Annotated in this window: 15 protein-coding genes and 1 tRNA gene; 15 read left to right on the top strand and 1 reads right to left on the bottom strand. The window is 48.6% G+C overall.

Annotation, left to right across the window (positions count from 1 at the left end; all coding sequences use genetic code 11):
* Window positions 1–399: 399 nt before the first annotated feature.
* The 12 genes from C6Y45_RS10170 to C6Y45_RS10115 all read left to right on the top strand — a co-directional run bounded on the left by C6Y45_RS10170 (window position 400) and on the right by C6Y45_RS10115 (window position 13,018).
* Complete coding sequence (locus C6Y45_RS10170; protein ID WP_107585119.1) at window positions 400–879, top strand: MarR family winged helix-turn-helix transcriptional regulator; 480 nt, start codon at window positions 400–402, stop codon at window positions 877–879.
* Between the two features lie 22 nt (window positions 880–901).
* Window positions 902–1,744, top strand: a complete 843-nt coding sequence (racE, locus tag C6Y45_RS10165) for a glutamate racemase (protein ID WP_107585118.1) — start codon at window positions 902–904, stop codon at window positions 1,742–1,744.
* Between the two features lie 239 nt (window positions 1,745–1,983).
* Entirely contained in the window at window positions 1,984–2,757 is a 774-nt protein-coding gene (rph, locus tag C6Y45_RS10160) for a ribonuclease PH (RefSeq protein WP_107585117.1), read from the top strand.
* On the top strand, window positions 2,747–3,340 hold the full coding sequence (locus C6Y45_RS10155) for an XTP/dITP diphosphatase (protein ID WP_107585116.1): 594 nt from the start codon (window positions 2,747–2,749) through the stop codon (window positions 3,338–3,340). The genes rph and C6Y45_RS10155 overlap by 11 nt, the downstream gene beginning before the upstream one ends.
* A gap of 14 nt (window positions 3,341–3,354) precedes the next feature.
* Window positions 3,355–3,870 carry a metallophosphoesterase family protein gene (locus tag C6Y45_RS10150; protein WP_107585115.1) on the top strand — a complete coding sequence of 172 codons (516 nt, stop codon included), beginning with the start codon at window positions 3,355–3,357 and terminating at the stop codon, window positions 3,868–3,870.
* An 89-nt stretch (window positions 3,871–3,959) separates the two neighbouring features.
* A tRNA-Arg gene (locus tag C6Y45_RS10145) sits at window positions 3,960–4,036 on the top strand.
* 885 nt (window positions 4,037–4,921) lie between these two features.
* Window positions 4,922–5,941, top strand: coding sequence for a tetratricopeptide repeat protein (locus tag C6Y45_RS10140; RefSeq protein ID WP_107585114.1), 1,020 nt, complete (start codon window positions 4,922–4,924; stop codon window positions 5,939–5,941).
* 179 nt (window positions 5,942–6,120) lie between these two features.
* The gene (gene tig, locus C6Y45_RS10135) at window positions 6,121–7,443 is read left to right on the top strand and encodes a trigger factor (RefSeq protein WP_107585113.1); all 1,323 of its coding nucleotides are present in this window, start codon (window positions 6,121–6,123) and stop codon (window positions 7,441–7,443) included.
* Window positions 7,444–7,758: 315 nt separating this feature from the next.
* Window positions 7,759–9,021 carry an ATP-dependent protease ATP-binding subunit ClpX gene (clpX, locus tag C6Y45_RS10130; protein WP_107585112.1) on the top strand — a complete coding sequence of 421 codons (1,263 nt, stop codon included), beginning with the start codon at window positions 7,759–7,761 and terminating at the stop codon, window positions 9,019–9,021.
* A 267-nt stretch (window positions 9,022–9,288) separates the two neighbouring features.
* Window positions 9,289–11,610 (top strand): endopeptidase La, encoded by a 2,322-nt coding sequence (gene lon / locus C6Y45_RS10125; RefSeq protein ID WP_107585111.1) that lies wholly within the window; start codon window positions 9,289–9,291, stop codon window positions 11,608–11,610.
* On the top strand, window positions 11,607–12,194 hold the full coding sequence (gene yihA / locus C6Y45_RS10120; RefSeq protein WP_107585110.1) for a ribosome biogenesis GTP-binding protein YihA/YsxC: 588 nt from the start codon (window positions 11,607–11,609) through the stop codon (window positions 12,192–12,194). Before lon ends, yihA begins: the two co-directional genes overlap by 4 nt.
* Before the next feature lie 71 nt (window positions 12,195–12,265).
* A complete protein-coding gene (locus tag C6Y45_RS10115; RefSeq protein WP_107585132.1) occupies window positions 12,266–13,018 on the top strand; it encodes an amino acid ABC transporter ATP-binding protein in 753 nt (250 codons plus the stop codon).
* 202 nt (window positions 13,019–13,220) lie between these two features.
* Here the strand turns inward: C6Y45_RS10115 and C6Y45_RS10110 are convergent, their stop codons facing one another.
* Window positions 13,221–13,736 (bottom strand): LiaF transmembrane domain-containing protein, encoded by a 516-nt coding sequence (locus C6Y45_RS10110; RefSeq protein WP_107585109.1) that lies wholly within the window; start codon window positions 13,734–13,736, stop codon window positions 13,221–13,223.
* Window positions 13,737–13,946: 210 nt separating this feature from the next.
* Between C6Y45_RS10110 and hemA the strand changes: the two genes are divergently transcribed.
* The 3 genes from hemA to hemC all read left to right on the top strand — a co-directional run bounded on the left by hemA (window position 13,947) and on the right by hemC (window position 17,146).
* A complete protein-coding gene (gene hemA / locus C6Y45_RS10105) occupies window positions 13,947–15,341 on the top strand; it encodes a glutamyl-tRNA reductase (RefSeq protein WP_107585108.1) in 1,395 nt (464 codons plus the stop codon).
* Window positions 15,338–16,150, top strand: coding sequence for a cytochrome c biogenesis protein CcsA (gene ccsA / locus C6Y45_RS10100; RefSeq protein WP_107585107.1), 813 nt, complete (start codon window positions 15,338–15,340; stop codon window positions 16,148–16,150). The genes hemA and ccsA overlap by 4 nt, the downstream gene beginning before the upstream one ends.
* A gap of 63 nt (window positions 16,151–16,213) precedes the next feature.
* Window positions 16,214–17,146: a hydroxymethylbilane synthase gene (gene hemC / locus C6Y45_RS10095; RefSeq protein ID WP_107585106.1), complete on the top strand. Its 933-nt coding sequence runs from the start codon at window positions 16,214–16,216 to the stop codon at window positions 17,144–17,146.
* Window positions 17,147–17,149: the final 3 nt, after the last annotated feature.

The raw sequence follows: 17,149 nt of genomic DNA, 5'->3' as shown, positions 1-17,149 counted from the left end.
TGCCTGCGGCTGTCCCTTTCATCCGGGAGGATCTGCGCGCTTCCGCAGGCGTCTCTGCCCGGGCCTCGGTTTTAAAAAAAGAGGAGCGTTTATAAAAAGCAGCACTTTTCTTTTACTGTGAAAAGACGTAGCGGAAACCGGCCCGTGGAAGAAGGAGATTGGAGGATAGGGCGAAGCCTACCCGAAAATCTCCTCCACGGCAGGCCGGTTGGAAGTGAAGGTTTTCTCCAGCCGTCAACAGCGAACATAGCTAATTCTTTAAAAGCCGCACAGAATTCTGGTATTTAAGATCTCCTGGGAAGAGAGATACAGTTTTTTTCTGTTCCTGGTCTTGATATTTTTTGAAAAACCATGGACAATGAATAGTATTATCCCGGTTTTTAGGAAAGGAAGAGGACAATGGCAAATAAAGAGAAAGCTGTTGAAGTCGAAACAGCACAAGTCGCAGCGATTGAGAAATCCCTCCGGATGATCGCTGATATTGTGAAACAAAAAGGGCGCGAAATATTAAACGAATTTCCTATTACACCTCCGCAGTTTATCGCTCTTCAGTGGCTGCACGAATTTGGTGATATGACTATAGGGGAACTGTCCGGCAAAATGCACCTTGCCTGCAGTACGACGACAGATCTGATAGACCGTATGGAAAAAAACGAGCTGGTTGAGCGCGTTAAAGATACGAATGACCGCCGGGTTGTGCGTATTCATCTGCTTGATAAAGGAAAAACAATCATCAAGGAAGTTATTCAGCAGCGTCAGCTTTATTTACAGGATGTGCTTCAAGGATTCACAACAGAGAATGTTGATTTTCTGGAAAGCAGCCTGAACCATTTATTTGACGAAATGAAACGTGACGCAGAAACTTGGAAATCATTCTAACCACAGGAAGAGGACGTATATTGTGAACGAAGAAACATACAAAAACGAGCGCCCGGTCGGTGTTATTGACTCCGGAGTCGGGGGGCTGACTGTAGCATCTGAGCTGATGCGCCAGCTTCCGAAAGAAGAAATACTTTACGTCGGAGATACAGCCCGGTGCCCGTATGGTCCGCGCCCGGAAGAAGAAGTCAGGGCGTATACATGGGAAATAATCCGTTACTTAATGACGAAAGATATTAAACTGCTTGTTATTGCATGTAACACGGCTACTGCTGTCGTACTGGAAGAAGCGAAGGGCACTCTGCCTATTCCCGTCATTGGGGTCATCCACCCGGGAGCGGTTGCTGCCCTTAAAGCGACAGACAATGAGCATGTCGGCGTAATCGGAACAGAAGGAACGATCCACAGCGGTGCGTATTACCGGGAGCTTACCGGTATTAACAGCAGCGTCCGTGTGGTGAGCCTTGCCTGTCCGACGCTCGTACCTCTTGTGGAAACCGGCGTTTTTGACGGTGATCCGGTGGAGGAAGTCGTAAGGGAAGCGCTCGAACCGCTGCTTTCGTACGATATGGATACGCTCATTCTTGGATGTACTCATTATCCGCTGCTCGCTCCCGTTGTCAGCCGGGTGATGGGGCCGGAGGTTGAAGTGATTGCTTCCGGGGACGAAACGGCAAGGGAAGTCAGCTCCCTGCTTTACTTCAAAGGGCTGCTGTACAGCGGTGAAAGAGCACCGTCCCACTGCTTTTACACTACGGGGGCAGTGAAAACATTCGCCTGTATTGCAGATTCGTGGCTCGGAAAAAAACTTCCGGTACAGGAACTGCAGCTTGAACATGAGAAAAGCGGGATGTCCCATAAGTGATGGAGCACGGCTTCGCACGGACCAAACCCTGTCAGATAAGTCCCGATCTGACAGGGTTTTAACACCTTGGTCCGGCTCCACTCGTGCTTTTCAGGCTGTCTCTATGAACCTTTTGAGACAGCTTCTTTTTTATGTGCAGAAAGTCCGGTTGCAGTATACAATGCGATAGGCGTATCATAGGGAAGGACAAAAATACGCCATTTTGATAGAATAGGAAACAGAAGGAGAGTGACGACGTTATGCGTACTAATGAACGTCCAGTATACAGAAAGCGGGAAGTGGAAATTATCCCGGGTTATATAAAGCATCCGGAAGGATCCGTGCTGATTTCTTTTGGAGATACGAAAGTCATCTGCTCAGCCAGTGTGGAAGACCGGGTTCCTCCGTTTCTCAGAGGAAAAGGTCAGGGATGGATTACGGCTGAGTATGCAATGCTTCCAAGGGCGACGTCCCAGCGGAATATCCGGGAATCATCCAAAGGAAAAGTGGCAGGACGCACGATGGAAATTCAGCGGCTGATTGGACGCGCACTGCGTTCTGTTGTAGATCTGGAAAAAATCGGCGAGCGGACAATCTGGGTCGACTGCGACGTAATACAGGCAGACGGCGGTACGAGGACAGCTGCGATCACAGGTGCTTTTGTAGCCGTCGGACTGGCTGTCGATGATCTTCTTACGCAGGAAAAAATTAAGGAAAATCCACTGACTGGATTTCTCGCTGCGCTTTCTGTCGGAATGGATGCCGACGGAGAAGCACTGCTTGATCTGGATTACGAAGAAGACTCGTCTGCAGATGTAGACATGAACGTCGTGATGAAAAGCGGAGGACGCCTTGTGGAAGTGCAGGGAACTGGGGAAGAAGCGACTTTCTCCCGCCGTGACTTGAATAAAATGCTCGACCTTGCGGAAAACGGAATCGAAGAGCTGTTTGAACTGCAGAAGGAGATTCTCGGCGACTTTGGAGAAAAGCTGGCAGAAACAGAAAAAGAGGCTCAGACCGCTCATGCAGACTGAAATCTTTATCGCATCCAATAACAAAGGGAAAATCGCAGAGTTCCGTGAGTTTTTTGCAGCGAAAAATATTACTGTCAAGTCGCTTCAGGACCTGCCGGAAGCGGTGGACGTCGTAGAAGACGGTACGACATTTGAAGAGAATGCCCGCAAAAAAGCAGAGGAAATCGGACGTAAGTTCAACATTGCCGTACTTGCTGACGATTCGGGTCTCGAAGTGGACGCTCTGGACGGGGCACCGGGTGTATATTCCGCCCGCTACGCAGGCGGAGCCAAGAGCGATGAAGCTAACAATGAAAAGCTGATCAGAGAAATGACCGGCATTGCCGACCGCAGCGCGCGGTTCGTTTCTGTACTTGCTGTGTACGACCCGGAAAAAGGTACAAAAACTGTCCGCGGGACGATAGAAGGTGAAATCGGTACCGAAAAACACGGTGAGCACGGTTTCGGATACGACCCGCTGTTTTTCGTCAAAGAAAAAAATTGTTTTATGGCAGAGCTGAGCAGGGAAGAGAAGAATGAAATCAGTCACCGTGCCAACGCACTCAAAAAGCTGGAGAACGAGTGGGGTAACTGGAATCAGTAAGGGAGGACTCGAATGTGAAGGTACTCATTATGAGCGACAGCCACGGATGGGAAAAAGAAGTGGAAGAAGTCATTGACCGCCACAAAGAGGAAGTCGAAGGAATACTGCACTGCGGAGATTCTGAATTGAATGCTTCCGCACCGGTGTTCGAAAACACTACTGTCGTCCGTGGGAACTGTGATATGGATGACGGACTTCCGGAAGAAGCTGTGGAAGATTTCGGAGGCATACGCTTCTTTGCTGCCCATGGTCATCTTCTCAATGTCAAAACGACGGAAATGAACCTGATCTATAAAGCACAGGAATCAGAGGCGGACGTGGTCTGTTTCGGCCATACCCATACACCGACAGCCGTTCAGGAAAAAGGAACACTGCTGATAAACCCCGGCAGCATGCGCCTTCCGCGTCAGTATCCGGAAGGAACGTACGTCCTGCTGGAAAAAAATCAGGATGAAGTGCACATCTCTTTCCGGAACATGAAAGGGGAGCCTGTAGAAGAGCTCTCCAAAACATTTTCAATAAACGGTTGACACAAAGGAAGGAATTGTTTATATTAAGTATTGTCGCTGAAAGGCGAGGCTTTCTATAAGCAGTTCCTTTCTCTACATATTTTTTACGCGTCCCAGTAGCTCAGCAGGATAGAGCAATGGCCTTCTAAGCCATCGGTCGGGGGTTCGAATCCCTCCTGGGACGCCATTATATTTAACTTTCAAACCCTTGGTATTCAAGGGTTTTTTTCTTATATTCAGGCTGCTTGAAAATAAAACATAGATAAGAGGAATGCTTTCCGAGCGGGCCGGCCTCAACTGATTCCTTTCTCTGACCGCCGGATGAAGCGGGGCTCGTCCTTTATAGCCCTGGAGCTCCCCCCATGTCTTCTGCAGCTTTCTTTGCACGGAAAAGCAGGTTGTTTAATATTCCAGGATATAGAAGATTCTCTTAACCCGCCGCGAAGAAAGCTTTTGGATTCCTTGGGATCTGGGAGGATTTTCAAACTTTTTCCAGAAGTATCTTAAAAGCCCTTTGGTACTTGTTATTTAAACATAAAACTTCGTTACTGAAAGCTAAGGGCTTCTCACTGTGCCGGATACAAAAATGAAGCGAAAACCGGAGGACGCCAATGGAAGAAGGAAGTTGGAGGATAGGACGAAGCCTACCCGGAGATCTCCTCCACGGCAGGCCGAGTTGAAGCGGAGTTTTCTTCTGCGGTCAGCCAAATCTAACACAGCTTAGTTTTTAAAAACCTAATGCCTCCAGTTTAAACAGGAGCGCAGTAAAGGATGGCGACTCCCGGAGGATTCAGCTGAAGACAAGCCCTCGGGAAAGCGTCCATCCGAAGCAGAGCTCTGCTGGTAGAAAGATCCATTTTTATAAACTATACAGATCCACAAGTATACACAATATTCCTAGGAAAATTAGGCAGTACAACCTATAAAGTAAGCAGGAAAAGGTTTACAATATAAGGGAGAGGGTAAAGAAAAATGTCGAACGTCCTATAATAGGCGTCTACCCGGACTGCTTGTCTTTTTTGAAAAAGAGGGACAACCTAATTGCTTGCCTACTAAAAAAGGGGGTGGAAGGATGACAAAGCATAAGAGAGACGACAATGTTATTTTGTTTCCGGGACTGATCAGCCGTCTCGTGGAGCGGGGGATGGGTGCGCTGAAAGAAAAAAGATATTACGATGCACTGTCGTGCTTTACACAGACAGTCGAACTGGAACCCCAGCATGCCCAGGCAAGGTACGGACTCGTCATTACGAGTATAGAACTGAACCGCCTTCCGCAGGCAAAGGAACACTGCCGGTCAATGCTCGATGAAGGAATCGGCGATTATTACGAAATTCTTCAAGTATACATATCGATACTCGTCCAGCTTGGAGATTATGAAGAAGTGGCTTTTATGCTCGAAGGGGTAATGGAAGAAAATAAATTCCCGCCGGATAAGGCCGAATCGTTTTATCAGCTGCTTCAGTTTGCACGGCAGATGACAGGAGAATCACAGGAAATAGAAGAGGACATAGAAGAACCTGAGCTTACCCGTCCGGGTCCCGAGCTGATCGAGCAGCTCGAAGAAGGAAGCATGGATCAGCAGCTTGGAGCCATCCAGCAGCTAAGCCGCTATGATCTGAAGGTCGTAAAGGAAGCCTTCAGAAGATTTCTGCTTGCTGAGCAGAACAATCCGGTGTTGAAAAGTTACGTACTGCAGCTTCTGAAGGAACTCGGCTGTGAAGAAACGTTCACCGTACATAAGTTTGGAGAAAAGTACAGCGTACATATTGCCTCCCTGGAAAAAGTATTTCATGAACAGTTTGGAAAAGCAGTGCTGGAGCGCCTGGAAAAAGAGCTGGACCAGGTGGATCCTACGATGCTGGACATGGTGCGTCAGATGTGGTGGCATTTTTTATTTGCCGTATATCCGAAATCCCCTGAACCAGTGGACGCAGATGTCTGGGCCTGTGCCCTTCACCGCACAGGACAGCGTCTTCTCAGTGAACCGGATGATGAATTGTTTGAACAGTACGAAGTGGAGGCACAGAATGTGAAGGAAGCAGAAAAACTCCTGCAGAAAATGGAGTCCACCGTCGTGCCCGACTATTAACAGTCCGCTTTTAAACGGGGATAAATTCACCGAAAAAACTTACAAATACTGCAGTGCGGGGGCCGGCAAAGAATCAAAGGGAAATCGTTGAAATGGTTGTCTCCTATGTTATAATAGAGTGGTTGTCAACACCAGGTAACGTTAAAAAATGAACATGAATGTTGGAGGGAATATATCCTATGTCAGTAAATTGGGAAAAACAAGAAGGTAACACAGGTCTTCTTACTGTCACTGTTGACAGTAAACGTGTAGACGAGGCGCTTGATAAGGCGTTCCAAAAAGTTGTAAAACAGGTGAATGTACCTGGATTCCGCAAAGGAAAGGTACCGCGTCCGATTTTTGAACAGCGCTTCGGTGTAGAAGCCCTGTTCCAGGATGCCCTGGATATTCTGCTTCCGGAAGCTTACTCTGAAGCAGTGGAAGAAGCAGGAATCGACCCGGTGGATCAGCCGGAAATCGATCTTGATGACATGGCAAAAGGTGAGCCGCTTACTTTCCGCGCCACAGTAACTGTGAAGCCGGAAGTGGACCTTGGAGACTACAAAGGTCTGGAAGTAGAGAAGACAGAAACAGAAGTAACAGAAGACGAAGTGAATGAAGAAATCTCCCGCCTTCAGAACGAACATGCTGAGCTTTCCGTTGTAGAAGACGGCGAAGTACAGGAAGGCGACACAGTCGTAATGGATTTCGAAGGTTTCGTTGACGGCGAAGCATTCGAAGGCGGCCAGGCAGAAAACCATTCGCTTGAAATCGGCTCCGGACAGTTCATTCCAGGGTTTGAAGAAAAGCTGATCGGTGCAAAGCCGGGAGCTGAAACAGAAGTAGAAGTGGAATTCCCGGAAGAGTACCACGCGGAAGAACTTGCTGGTAAGCCTGCAACGTTCAAAGTAAAAGTTCACGATGTGAAGCGTAAAGAGCTTCCGGAACTTGACGATGAATTTGCGAAGGACGTAGACGATTCCTATGAAACGTTTGACGACCTGAAAAGCGGTGTCCGAAAGCGTCTGGAAGACCAGAAACAGCAGGAAGCTGACATGAGCATGAAAGATACGCTCGTGGAAAAAGCTACAGAAAATGCCTCTATCGATGTGCCTCAGGCGATGGTCGATACAGAGGTGGACCGTATGCTTCAGGAATTCGGTCAGCGTCTCCAGTCTCAGGGAATGTCTCTTGATATGTACTACCAGTTCGCTCAGACGGACGAGGAAGGCATGAAAGAGCAGTTCAAAGAAGATGCTGAAAAGCGGGTACGCATGAACATGACGCTCGAAGCTATTTCCAATGAGGAAAGCATCGAAGCGACAGAAGAAGATGTGGATCAGGAGCTTGAAAAAATGGCCGAAACGTATCAGCGTCCGGTGGATGAAATCAAGCAGCTTCTCGCAATGCAGGGTGGTACAGACGTGCTGAAAGACGATCTTAAAGTACGTAAAGCGATCGATTTCCTTGTAGAGAACAGCAAGGAAGTAGAAGCTTCCAGCTCAGAAGCATCCGACCAGTAAATAATGAAAATAAACAGCAGCAAGGCACGAGCTTCTCGTGCCTTGTTTTGTACATATAAAGCAATCATTTGACAAAGGCCGTACGCTTTAATATTCTTAGAAAAGTCTGAAGGAACGGCTGTCTCTTATAATAGGAAGATTTATAAAACTATGGTACACTTTACTTGATGTATATTCCGTGACAGGCCGGATATTTGCTGCACTCCTTAGTAAGGGTTGAGCAGTGGCTGGGAAGCCTTCCTTCGTATAAAAAGTGAAATGTTTTGAGTAATCGCCGGTCCTATGTTTCAATACTTAATAGAGGGGTGAAAGCAGATGTTTAAATTTAATGAGGAGAAAGGACAGCTTAAATGTTCTTTCTGCGGTAAAACACAAGATCAGGTTCGTAAGCTGGTGGCTGGTCCAGGTGTCTATATATGTGATGAGTGTATTGAACTCTGCACAGAGATTGTGGAGGAGGAGCTCGGTTCAGAAGAAGAAGTGGAACTTGAGGATATTCCGACACCACACGAAATCAGAGGTATATTAAATGAGTACGTTATCGGACAGGACAAAGCGAAAAAAACGCTTTCCGTGGCCGTTTACAACCACTATAAACGTATCAATGCAAGCAGCAAAAATGACGAAGTGGAGCTTGCAAAGAGTAACATTTGTCTTATTGGTCCTACAGGAAGCGGTAAAACCCTTCTTGCGCAGACACTTGCACGTATTTTAAACGTCCCGTTTGCTATCGCAGACGCAACGTCACTGACGGAAGCCGGTTACGTAGGGGAAGATGTTGAAAATATTCTCCTCAAACTGATTCAGGCAGCGGACTACGACGTGGAAAAAGCAGAACGCGGCATTATTTATATCGATGAAATCGATAAAGTAGCCCGTAAATCCGAAAACCCGTCCATCACCCGTGATGTTTCCGGGGAAGGTGTGCAGCAGGCACTCCTTAAAATTCTTGAAGGAACTACAGCGAGTGTGCCGCCGCAGGGTGGAAGAAAGCATCCGCATCAGGAGTTTATCCAGATTGATACTACGAATGTCCTGTTTATTATCGGTGGAGCCTTCGACGGCATCGATCAGATCATTAAGCGCCGGCTTGGTAAAAAGGTGATCGGTTTCGGTTCGGAAACGGAAACTTCCCACCTGGAGGAACACCAGTATCTTTCCAAGATTCTCCCGGAAGATCTTCTGCGTTACGGTCTGATCCCGGAATTTATCGGACGTATGCCTGTAATCGCAAGTCTTGAATATCTGGACGAAGATGCGCTCATTGAAATTCTTACGGCGCCTAAAAATGCGCTTGTGAAGCAGTACAAAAAACTGCTGGAGCTTGATGAGGTTGAGCTTGAATTCACAGATGATGCGCTGCGCGAAGTAGCACGGCTTGCCATTGAACGTAAAACAGGAGCACGTGGTCTCCGGTCGATTATTGAATCACTCATGCTTGATGTTATGTATGACCTTCCTTCCCGCGATGATATTGCCAAATGTATCATTACGGATGAAACGGTCCGTGACAGTAAAGCTCCGACGCTTATCGACAAAGACGGCGGAGAAATTGAAGAGCCGAGAGAAAGTGCGTAAAACTGCAATAAAATGAGGTGTGCTAAGCCGGCGCTGCGAGACGGGTCCGGAGAAAGGGGTTCCTTTCTCCGGCCTGACGCCTGGCGGAGCACACCTTTTTTATGAAGTCACTGCCGGATCCCGGCGTTTACCGTTTAATTTGTTTTAACAAAATCAGGACTTTTTGTTATTTATTCTTTTACGAAAAAAGAAGCGTTTCCTTTTGGTCAGAGAAGGATAAATACATATACAGCATAAGAAAGTGAATACATGGAGGTGTACCAGATTATGAGCAGCACAACCGAAAAACTTCCGCTGCTTCCGCTGCGCGGACTGCTTGTGTACCCGACGATGGTCCTGCACCTGGACGTCGGACGCAAAAAATCAGTCAGTGCGCTGGAGCAGGCGATGGTCGATAACAACCGGATTTTTCTTCTCACCCAAAAGGAAGTAGGAACAGAAGATCCGGAAGAAGAAGACCTTTATACAATTGGAACAATTGCCAATGTGAAACAAATGCTCAAACTTCCGAACGGCACCATCCGCGTACTGGTCGAAGGACTGGAGCGGGCGGAAGTAACGGGTATGCAGGACGGGGACAACTATGCCTCCGCCGATATCAAGCTGATCCAGGAGCGCCAGGAAGCCACAGTGGAAGAGCAGGCAATGATGCGGAGCGTACTGGAACAGTTCGAGGAATACACAAAAATATCGAAAAAAATTACGCAGGAAACGTTTGCATCCGTAGCGGATATCAGTGAACCGGGAAGACTCGCAGATATTGTAGCTTCCCATCTTCCACTCAAAGTAGTACAGAAACAGGAAATACTGGAAACCCGGGATCTCTCAGAGAGACTGAAGCTGATGCTCCGCATTATTTCCAATGAACGGGAAGTACTCGGCCTGGAGAAAAAAATCGGCCAGCGTGTGAAAAAATCCATGGAACGTACGCAGAAGGAATATTATCTGCGGGAGCAGATGAAAGCTATCCAGCGCGAACTCGGCGACCGTGACGGCAAGGAAGGCGAAGCCGAGGAACTGCGGGAGAAAATCGAAGATGCGGACATGCCGGAAGCGATAGAGGAAAAAGCATTCAAAGAACTCGGACGCTACGAAAAAATGCCTCCGAATGCAGCGGAAAGCTCTGTCATCCGTAACTATATCGAATGGCTTACCCAGGTGCCGTGGAAAGAAGAAACAGAAGACATGCTCGACATTCACCGGTCCGAGGAAATTTTAAACGAAGATCATTACGGACTGGAAAAAGTCAAAGAGCGTGTGCTTGAATACCTTGCAGTCCAGCAGCGGACGCGTAAGCTGAAAGGACCGATTCTCTGTCTTTCCGGACCGCCGGGTGTCGGGAAAACCTCACTTGCCCGGTCGATTGCCCGCTCGCTCGGACGCAACTTCGTTCGTATGTCGCTCGGCGGCGTACGTGATGAAGCAGAAATCCGCGGTCATCGCCGTACGTATGTCGGTGCCATGCCAGGACGGGTCATTCAAGGAATGAAAAAAGCAGGCACGGTCAATCCTGTTTTCCTTCTTGATGAAATCGACAAAATGGCTAATGATTTCCGTGGGGATCCTTCTTCGGCACTGCTGGAAGTGCTTGATCCGGAGCAGAACAACACATTCAGTGACCATTTCATTGAAGAGCCGTACGATTTATCCAAGGTCATGTTTGTGACGACAGCCAATAATATTGCCGCTATTCCGCCTGCTTTAAAAGACCGGATGGAAGTGATTCATATTTCCGGCTACACCGAAGTGGAAAAAATGGAGATTGCCAAAGGGTACCTCCTGCCAAAACAAATTCAGGAGCACGGCCTGACAAAAAATGAGCTGCAGGTAAGAGATGAAGCCCTTCTCAGCATTATCCGCCATTATACGCGCGAAGCAGGAGTTCGTAACCTGGAGCGTCAGATGGCGACCGTCTGCCGGAAAGCGGCGAAGCTTCTCGTTTCCGGCGAGAAAAAACGGGTCGTTCTGACCGAAAAAACTCTGGAAGATATGCTCGGTAAAAAGCGGTTCCGCTACGGAAAAGCAGAGCTTGAAAATCAGATCGGTGCCGCAACGGGTCTTGCCTATACGGAAGCCGGCGGAGACACACTGACAATCGAAGTAGCCCTCTCTCCTGGAGAAGGCAAGCTCACCCTTACCGGGAAGCTCGGGGATGTGATGAAAGAATCGGCACAGGCTGCTTTCAGCTATATCCGCACGAAAGCGAAAGAGTTGAATATCGATGCGGAATTCAACCGGAAAAATGACATTCACATCCATGTTCCGGAAGGAGCTATACCTAAAGACGGACCATCTGCCGGTATTACAATGGCGACAGCGCTGATCTCAGCGTTGACGAACCAGCCGGTACGAAAGGAAGTAGGCATGACCGGAGAAATTACGCTCCGCGGCCGCGTGCTTCCGATCGGGGGTCTGAAAGAAAAAGCGATGAGTGCACACCGTGCCGGACTGACACACATTATTATGCCGAAAGACAATGAAAAAGACCTGGAGGATATTCCGGAAAGCGTTCGGAGCGACCTGACGTTTATTCCTGTATCCCATCTGGATGAAGTATTAAAGCATGCGATTGTGAGGAACGAGAAATGAAAATAACGAGTGCAGAGCTGACGATCAGCGCCGCAAAGGAAGAGCAGTTTCCTCCGGGGATGTTCCCCGAAGTTGCTCTTTCCGGGCGCTCAAACGTCGGCAAATCATCATTTATTAATACCCTGCTCGCCCGTAAAGGACTGGCACGTACGTCCCAGCGGCCGGGTAAAACCCAGACGCTCAACTATTACTGGATTAACAACCGGTTCCACTTCGTGGACGTTCCAGGCTACGGATATGCGAAAGTGTCCAAAAAAGAACGGGAAGCATGGGGGCGCGTTCTGGAATCCTATTTTCAGAACCGTGAGCAGCTGAAGGCTGTCGTACAGCTCGTCGATATGCGCCACAAGCCGAGCAAGGAAGATGTCATGATGTATGAATGGCTGAAGCACCATGAACGGGAAGTCATCGTTATCGGCACAAAAGCAGATAAAGTAGCTAAAGGGAAATGGGATAAGCACGCCGCCATTATCCGAAAAGAGCTGCAGATGCACGAAGACGACAAGCTGATTATGTTTTCCGCAGAAACCGGACAGGGAAAAGATAAGGCATGGAACGCGGTAACGAAAGCATTATTTAACTAACAATGTTTTTAGCGCACGCCGTGCAATGAAGCAGCCGGTCAGAAGTGCCGGCACACATTCTTACAGAGCCAATGAGAAAGGATTTTATGCCGATGGAAAAAATCCGTGTGGAAAATCTTTTTAAATCGTTCGACGGTGTCCCGGTACTTAAAGGAATTGATCTTACCGTCCAGGAAGGAGACGTTGTCTGCCTGATTGGAGCGAGCGGTTCCGGAAAAAGCACGCTGCTCCGCTGTCTTAACTTCCTGGAGGAAAAAGACAGCGGAACGATTGAAATCAGCGGTGAAGCTATCGAGCCAAAAACACACAGCATTAACAAACTGCGCCGCCGGGTAGGGATGGTGTTCCAGCATTTTCATCTGTTCCCGCATAAAACGGTGCTGGAGAATGTGACGGAAGCCCCTGTGTATGTACTCGGTATGAACAAAAAAGAAGCAGAAGACGAAGGCCGGAAACTGCTCGCGAAAGTCGGGCTTGCCGATAAGGCAGGGGCGTATCCATCGAGTCTATCCGGCGGTCAGCAGCAGAGAGTGGCTATCGCCAGGGCTCTCGCAATGAAGCCGGAAGTTATGCTGTTTGATGAGCCGACATCTGCCTTGGATCCTGAGCTTGTCGGGGAAGTACTTGATACGATGAAGCAGCTCGCGAAAGAGGGCATGACGATGATTATCGTCACCCACGAAATGAATTTTGCGCGGGAAGTAGCGGACTACACGATGTTTATCCACGAAGGACGTATTGTGGAACAGGGACCTTCCAGAGAACTTTTCGCAAATCCACAGGAAGAGCCGACTAAAGCTTTTCTAAAGAGAATACTGACGTAAAAACGTACTTATTTGCGTATAGACAGGCAATTCTTTACTCTTGTGAGCCGGAATCATTTTTCTTAAGCTATGTTCGCTGACGGCTGGAGAAAAACTTCGCTTCCGCAGGCGTCTTTCAAAAATTACACGGAGCTTTAACAGAAAAGACCTGATCAATAGCAAAGAGGCTGTCCCGGCACACCGGGACAGCCTCTTTGCGCGTTCATAATGATTTTTTCCATTTTGTCCGCTTTCCGGTCCGGCCGGAAAGCAGAAAATAAAGTCCGGCAAAAACGAGCACTACCGGGAGAATCCACTGAAGACCGGAGGCCCGGTCTTCAAAAATGGGAGTAAGAACGGACGAGAAAACTCCTGCAGCCGTTATGATAAGCAGAATAAGACCGGCTGCCAGTCCGCCGCGCTTCTGGATACTGTGTTTTAAAAGAAAAGCGAGTCCGATTATCAGTGTAAAATACGGCCAGTCATAGCTCCACAGCTGGAACGTGTGGCCTCCGTGGAAGAGCAGGCCGAGCCCCGTCAGAAGAACTCCGGAAAACATGCTGCTGTCATCCCGGCGTGTAAATGCCTGCCACATCATGACAAGTCCTATCCCCAGCAGAATCGTCGGCCATTGAAGTATAATATGTGCATAAGGAACATCAAAGCCGGTGAGGCTGATGATTATGTATACTCCGGCAGCGAGCAGACTGATACCGGCCACAGCTTGATTTGCATTCATAAACGATGACTCCTTTCCCTGCCGGAAGCGGCAGCAGGCCGTCACAAATCCTTCAAAAAAAGAAAATCAGAAAATGTGACGTTCTCAGATTAAAAATGTTATAATGTAGAAAGATTTTTAAAGAATAGTGGAGGAACATGTGAGATTGTCATATGTTCCTCCATCGTGTAAAATAGATAACGGCTTTAATTCAGGGGGTGTGTCCGCAGCATGCATATTTTAGTAACCAGTTTGAATTATAAATCAACTCCTGTTGAAATACGAGAGAAATTTACGTTTCAGGAGGATATGGAGCAGGCGCTTTCCAGGCTGCGGCAGTCAAAAAGTATCCTGGAATGTGTCATGGTGTCCACCTGCAACAGGACAGAGCTTTATATCGTAGCCGACCAGCTTCATACCGGCCGCTACTATACGAAGCTGTTTCTGCAGGAGTGGTTTGACGTGCCGAAAGAAGACTTTAGCCACTACCTGCAGGTGCGTGAGGATGAGCATGCGATTGAGCATCTTTTCCGTGTCGCTTGCGGTCTTGATTCCATGGTGCTCGGCGAAACGCAGATTCTCGGGCAGGTACGCCAGAGTTTTGATATGGCCCGCGAACAGGGAACGACAGGAACAATATTCAACCACTTATTCAAAGAAGCAGTGACGCTCGCTAAAAGAGCCCATTCTGAAACAGCGATCGGTGAAAATGCCGTTTCTGTCAGCTACGCTGCTGTAGAACTCGGAAAACAGATTTTCGGAGGCTTTCAGGATAAAAAAGTACTCGTCATGGGCGCCGGGAAAATGAGTGAACTGACGGCAAAGCATCTTACGTCAAGCGGTGTGTCCGATATTACTGTAATGAACCGGACGAAAGAAAAAGCAGAGGAACTGGCCGCGAAGTTTTCCGGGAAATCAGAGGATATACAGCGTCTCAACACGTCTCTTGAAACGTCGGATATTCTTATCAGCTCCACTGGATCCAAAGATTATGTTCTGCGAAAAGAGGACGTCCGGCGGCAGCTGAAAAAACGGAAAGGCCGTCCACTTTTCCTTGTGGATATTGCCGTGCCGCGTGACCTCGATCCGGAACTGGCAGAGCTTGATAACGTGTATTTATATGATATTGATGATCTTCAGGGCATCGTGAATGCAAACCTGGAAGAAAGACGCCGGGAAGCAGAAAACATCGAACTGATGATTGAAGAAGCCCTTGTATCGTTCAGCCAGTGGCTGGATACGCTCGGTGTGGTTCCGGTCATTACGGCACTTCGTTCAAAAGCGGCGGCGGTGCAGGAACAGACGATGGAAAGCCTCGAAAGAAAGCTTTCCAGTATGACGGATCGTGAGAAAAAACTCATCCGCAAGCATATGAAAAGCATCATAAACCAAATGCTCCGTGATCCGGTGACAGCTCTTAAGGAAATTCCGGAAGAGGAGAATCCGGAAGAGCTTCTCGGGTACATGACAAAAGTGTTCGGGCTCGATCCCTACATGGACGAGGCGGATTCCCCGCTTACACACGATATTCAAATCAATAAAGCAGAGCGGGAATGGAGTATAGAACGGCGCAGAACAGAGCTTGCTGCCAGACAGGAAAAACTGGTACGGACGCTGATCCGATGAGTACGCTCTACCTGCTGATCCTGATACTCTATTCCATCAGTGTTCTCGGCTATTTTATCGATTTTATGCAGAACAACCAGAAGGTCAACCGATTGGCCTTCTGGTTGCTTTCTATTGTCTGGGGGCTGCAGCTTGCCCTTTTCATCTGGCGCTATGTGACACTCGAGAGACCGCCGATCATGACGGCGTTTGAAGGCATGTTTGTCTACGCATGGATTCTTGTGACCGTTTCCCTGTTTTTAAACCAGCGGGTGAAAATGAATGCTTTCGTGCTTCTTCTGAATGCGATCGGCTTTATTATGCTTTCTGTGAGTCTCAGTGCACCGGGGGATAACGTTTCGTCAGAGCTTGCAAGCGTACTGATTACAGAGTTTCTTATCGTCCACGTGGGGCTGCTGATGCTTTCCTACGGGGCTTTTACCGTTTCATTCGCTTTTTCTGTTATGTATGTCATCCAGCATAAACTGCTGAAAAAAAAGCGCTGGGGGGCATGGATGGGAAAGCTCGGCAATCTGTCCACACTGGAACGAAACTCCTACTATGCCGCTCTGATCGGGCTGCCGCTGCTTTTTACAGGGCTCGTTCTCGGTATTGTCTGGGCATCGGTCGCTGTTGGAGCGATACCGTGGCTGGACGTGAAAGTGCTCGGCTCAGTTGTGGTACTGCTTGTTTACGGGGCTTTTCTCGTACAGTACCGTGTCGCGGGCATGAGAGGCTACAACCTGGCCCTTTTGAATACGGCAGCTTTTCTGCTGCTTCTCATCAATTATTTTCTTTCAGGATCTTTCTCCGATTTTCACCTCTGGTAAAATGCGGAGAGAAATTCTCCATGTTACAATAAAACCCGTAGTATAAGCTGAAGGAGGCGCATTATGCGTAAAATAGTAATAGGTTCCCGCCGGAGTAACCTTGCGATGACCCAGACCCGCTGGGTGATAGACAAGCTGAAGGATCTCGGCGTGCCATATGAGTTTGAAATTAAGGAAATCGTAACAAAAGGGGATAAAATTCTCGATGTGACACTTTCCAAGGTCGGAGGAAAAGGTTTGTTCGTTAAAGAAATCGAGCAGGCGATGTATGACGGGGAAATCGATATGGCGGTGCACAGTATGAAGGATCTTCCGTCTGTCATTGCGGAAGGACTGACAATCGGTGCCGTGCCGGAAAGAGAAGACCCGCGCGATGCCTTTATTTCCAACAGCGGGGTAAAACTCGCGGAGCTTCCGGAAGGAGCAGTCGTCGGTACGAGCAGTCTCCGCCGGGGCTCACAGGTACTTATTCAGCGGCCGGATCTGAAAATCCAGTGGATCCGCGGCAATATTGAAACGCGGCTCCGTAAGTGCCGGGAAGAAGGGTACGATGCGATTATTCTCGCCGCAGCCGGTTTAAAACGGGTCGGCTGGGATCCTTCGATCGTTTCGGAGTTTCTTGATCCGGCTTCATGCATTCCCGCAGTCGGCCAGGGTGCCCTCGGCATCGAGTGCCGCGAGGACGACCAGGAAATTCTCGATCTTCTCAAGAAAATCCACGATCCGCTGACGGCCCGCACAGTAGAAGCGGAACGTGCTTTTCTTCATACCGTGGAAGGTGGATGCCAGGTGCCGATCGGCGGCTATGCCGAACTGACGGAGAATGACGAGGTGGAACTGACCGCACTTGTCGCTTCTCCGGACGGAAAGCAGGTATTTAAAGAGCACGTTGTCGGCGCTGACGGTGCGGCCATCGGACGGCAGGCTGCACAGAAAATGCTCGATGAAGGTGCAAAGGAAGTACTCGACAAAGTAAAAGCGGAACTCGACGAATAGAGG

It is taken from the genome of Alkalicoccus saliphilus, from assembly GCF_003044065.1.
Taxonomy (GTDB): domain Bacteria; phylum Bacillota; class Bacilli; order Bacillales; family Salisediminibacteriaceae; genus Alkalicoccus; species Alkalicoccus saliphilus.
Note: the sequence above shows the minus strand (reverse complement) of the source record. Positions and strands in the feature narration are given on the sequence as shown.

What these genes read in the sequence shown, in the direction of transcription:
- ccsA (WP_107585107.1), top strand. Translation starts at nt 15,338, where the DNA reads ATGAGTACGCTCTACCTGCTGATCCTGATACTCTATTCCATCAGTGTT.
- hemC (WP_107585106.1), top strand. Translation starts at nt 16,214, where the DNA reads ATGCGTAAAATAGTAATAGGTTCCCGCCGGAGTAACCTTGCGATGACC.
- C6Y45_RS10155 (WP_107585116.1), top strand. Translation starts at nt 2,747, where the DNA reads ATGCAGACTGAAATCTTTATCGCATCCAATAACAAAGGGAAAATCGCA.
- C6Y45_RS10110 (WP_107585109.1), bottom strand. Translation starts at nt 13,736, where the DNA reads ATGAATGCAAATCAAGCTGTGGCCGGTATCAGTCTGCTCGCTGCCGGA.
- lon (WP_107585111.1), top strand. Translation starts at nt 9,289, where the DNA reads ATGAGCAGCACAACCGAAAAACTTCCGCTGCTTCCGCTGCGCGGACTG.
- tig (WP_107585113.1), top strand. Translation starts at nt 6,121, where the DNA reads ATGTCAGTAAATTGGGAAAAACAAGAAGGTAACACAGGTCTTCTTACT.
- hemA (WP_107585108.1), top strand. Translation starts at nt 13,947, where the DNA reads ATGCATATTTTAGTAACCAGTTTGAATTATAAATCAACTCCTGTTGAA.
- C6Y45_RS10115 (WP_107585132.1), top strand. Translation starts at nt 12,266, where the DNA reads ATGAGAAAGGATTTTATGCCGATGGAAAAAATCCGTGTGGAAAATCTT.
- rph (WP_107585117.1), top strand. Translation starts at nt 1,984, where the DNA reads ATGCGTACTAATGAACGTCCAGTATACAGAAAGCGGGAAGTGGAAATT.
- C6Y45_RS10140 (WP_107585114.1), top strand. Translation starts at nt 4,922, where the DNA reads ATGACAAAGCATAAGAGAGACGACAATGTTATTTTGTTTCCGGGACTG.
- clpX (WP_107585112.1), top strand. Translation starts at nt 7,759, where the DNA reads ATGTTTAAATTTAATGAGGAGAAAGGACAGCTTAAATGTTCTTTCTGC.
- C6Y45_RS10170 (WP_107585119.1), top strand. Translation starts at nt 400, where the DNA reads ATGGCAAATAAAGAGAAAGCTGTTGAAGTCGAAACAGCACAAGTCGCA.
- yihA (WP_107585110.1), top strand. Translation starts at nt 11,607, where the DNA reads ATGAAAATAACGAGTGCAGAGCTGACGATCAGCGCCGCAAAGGAAGAG.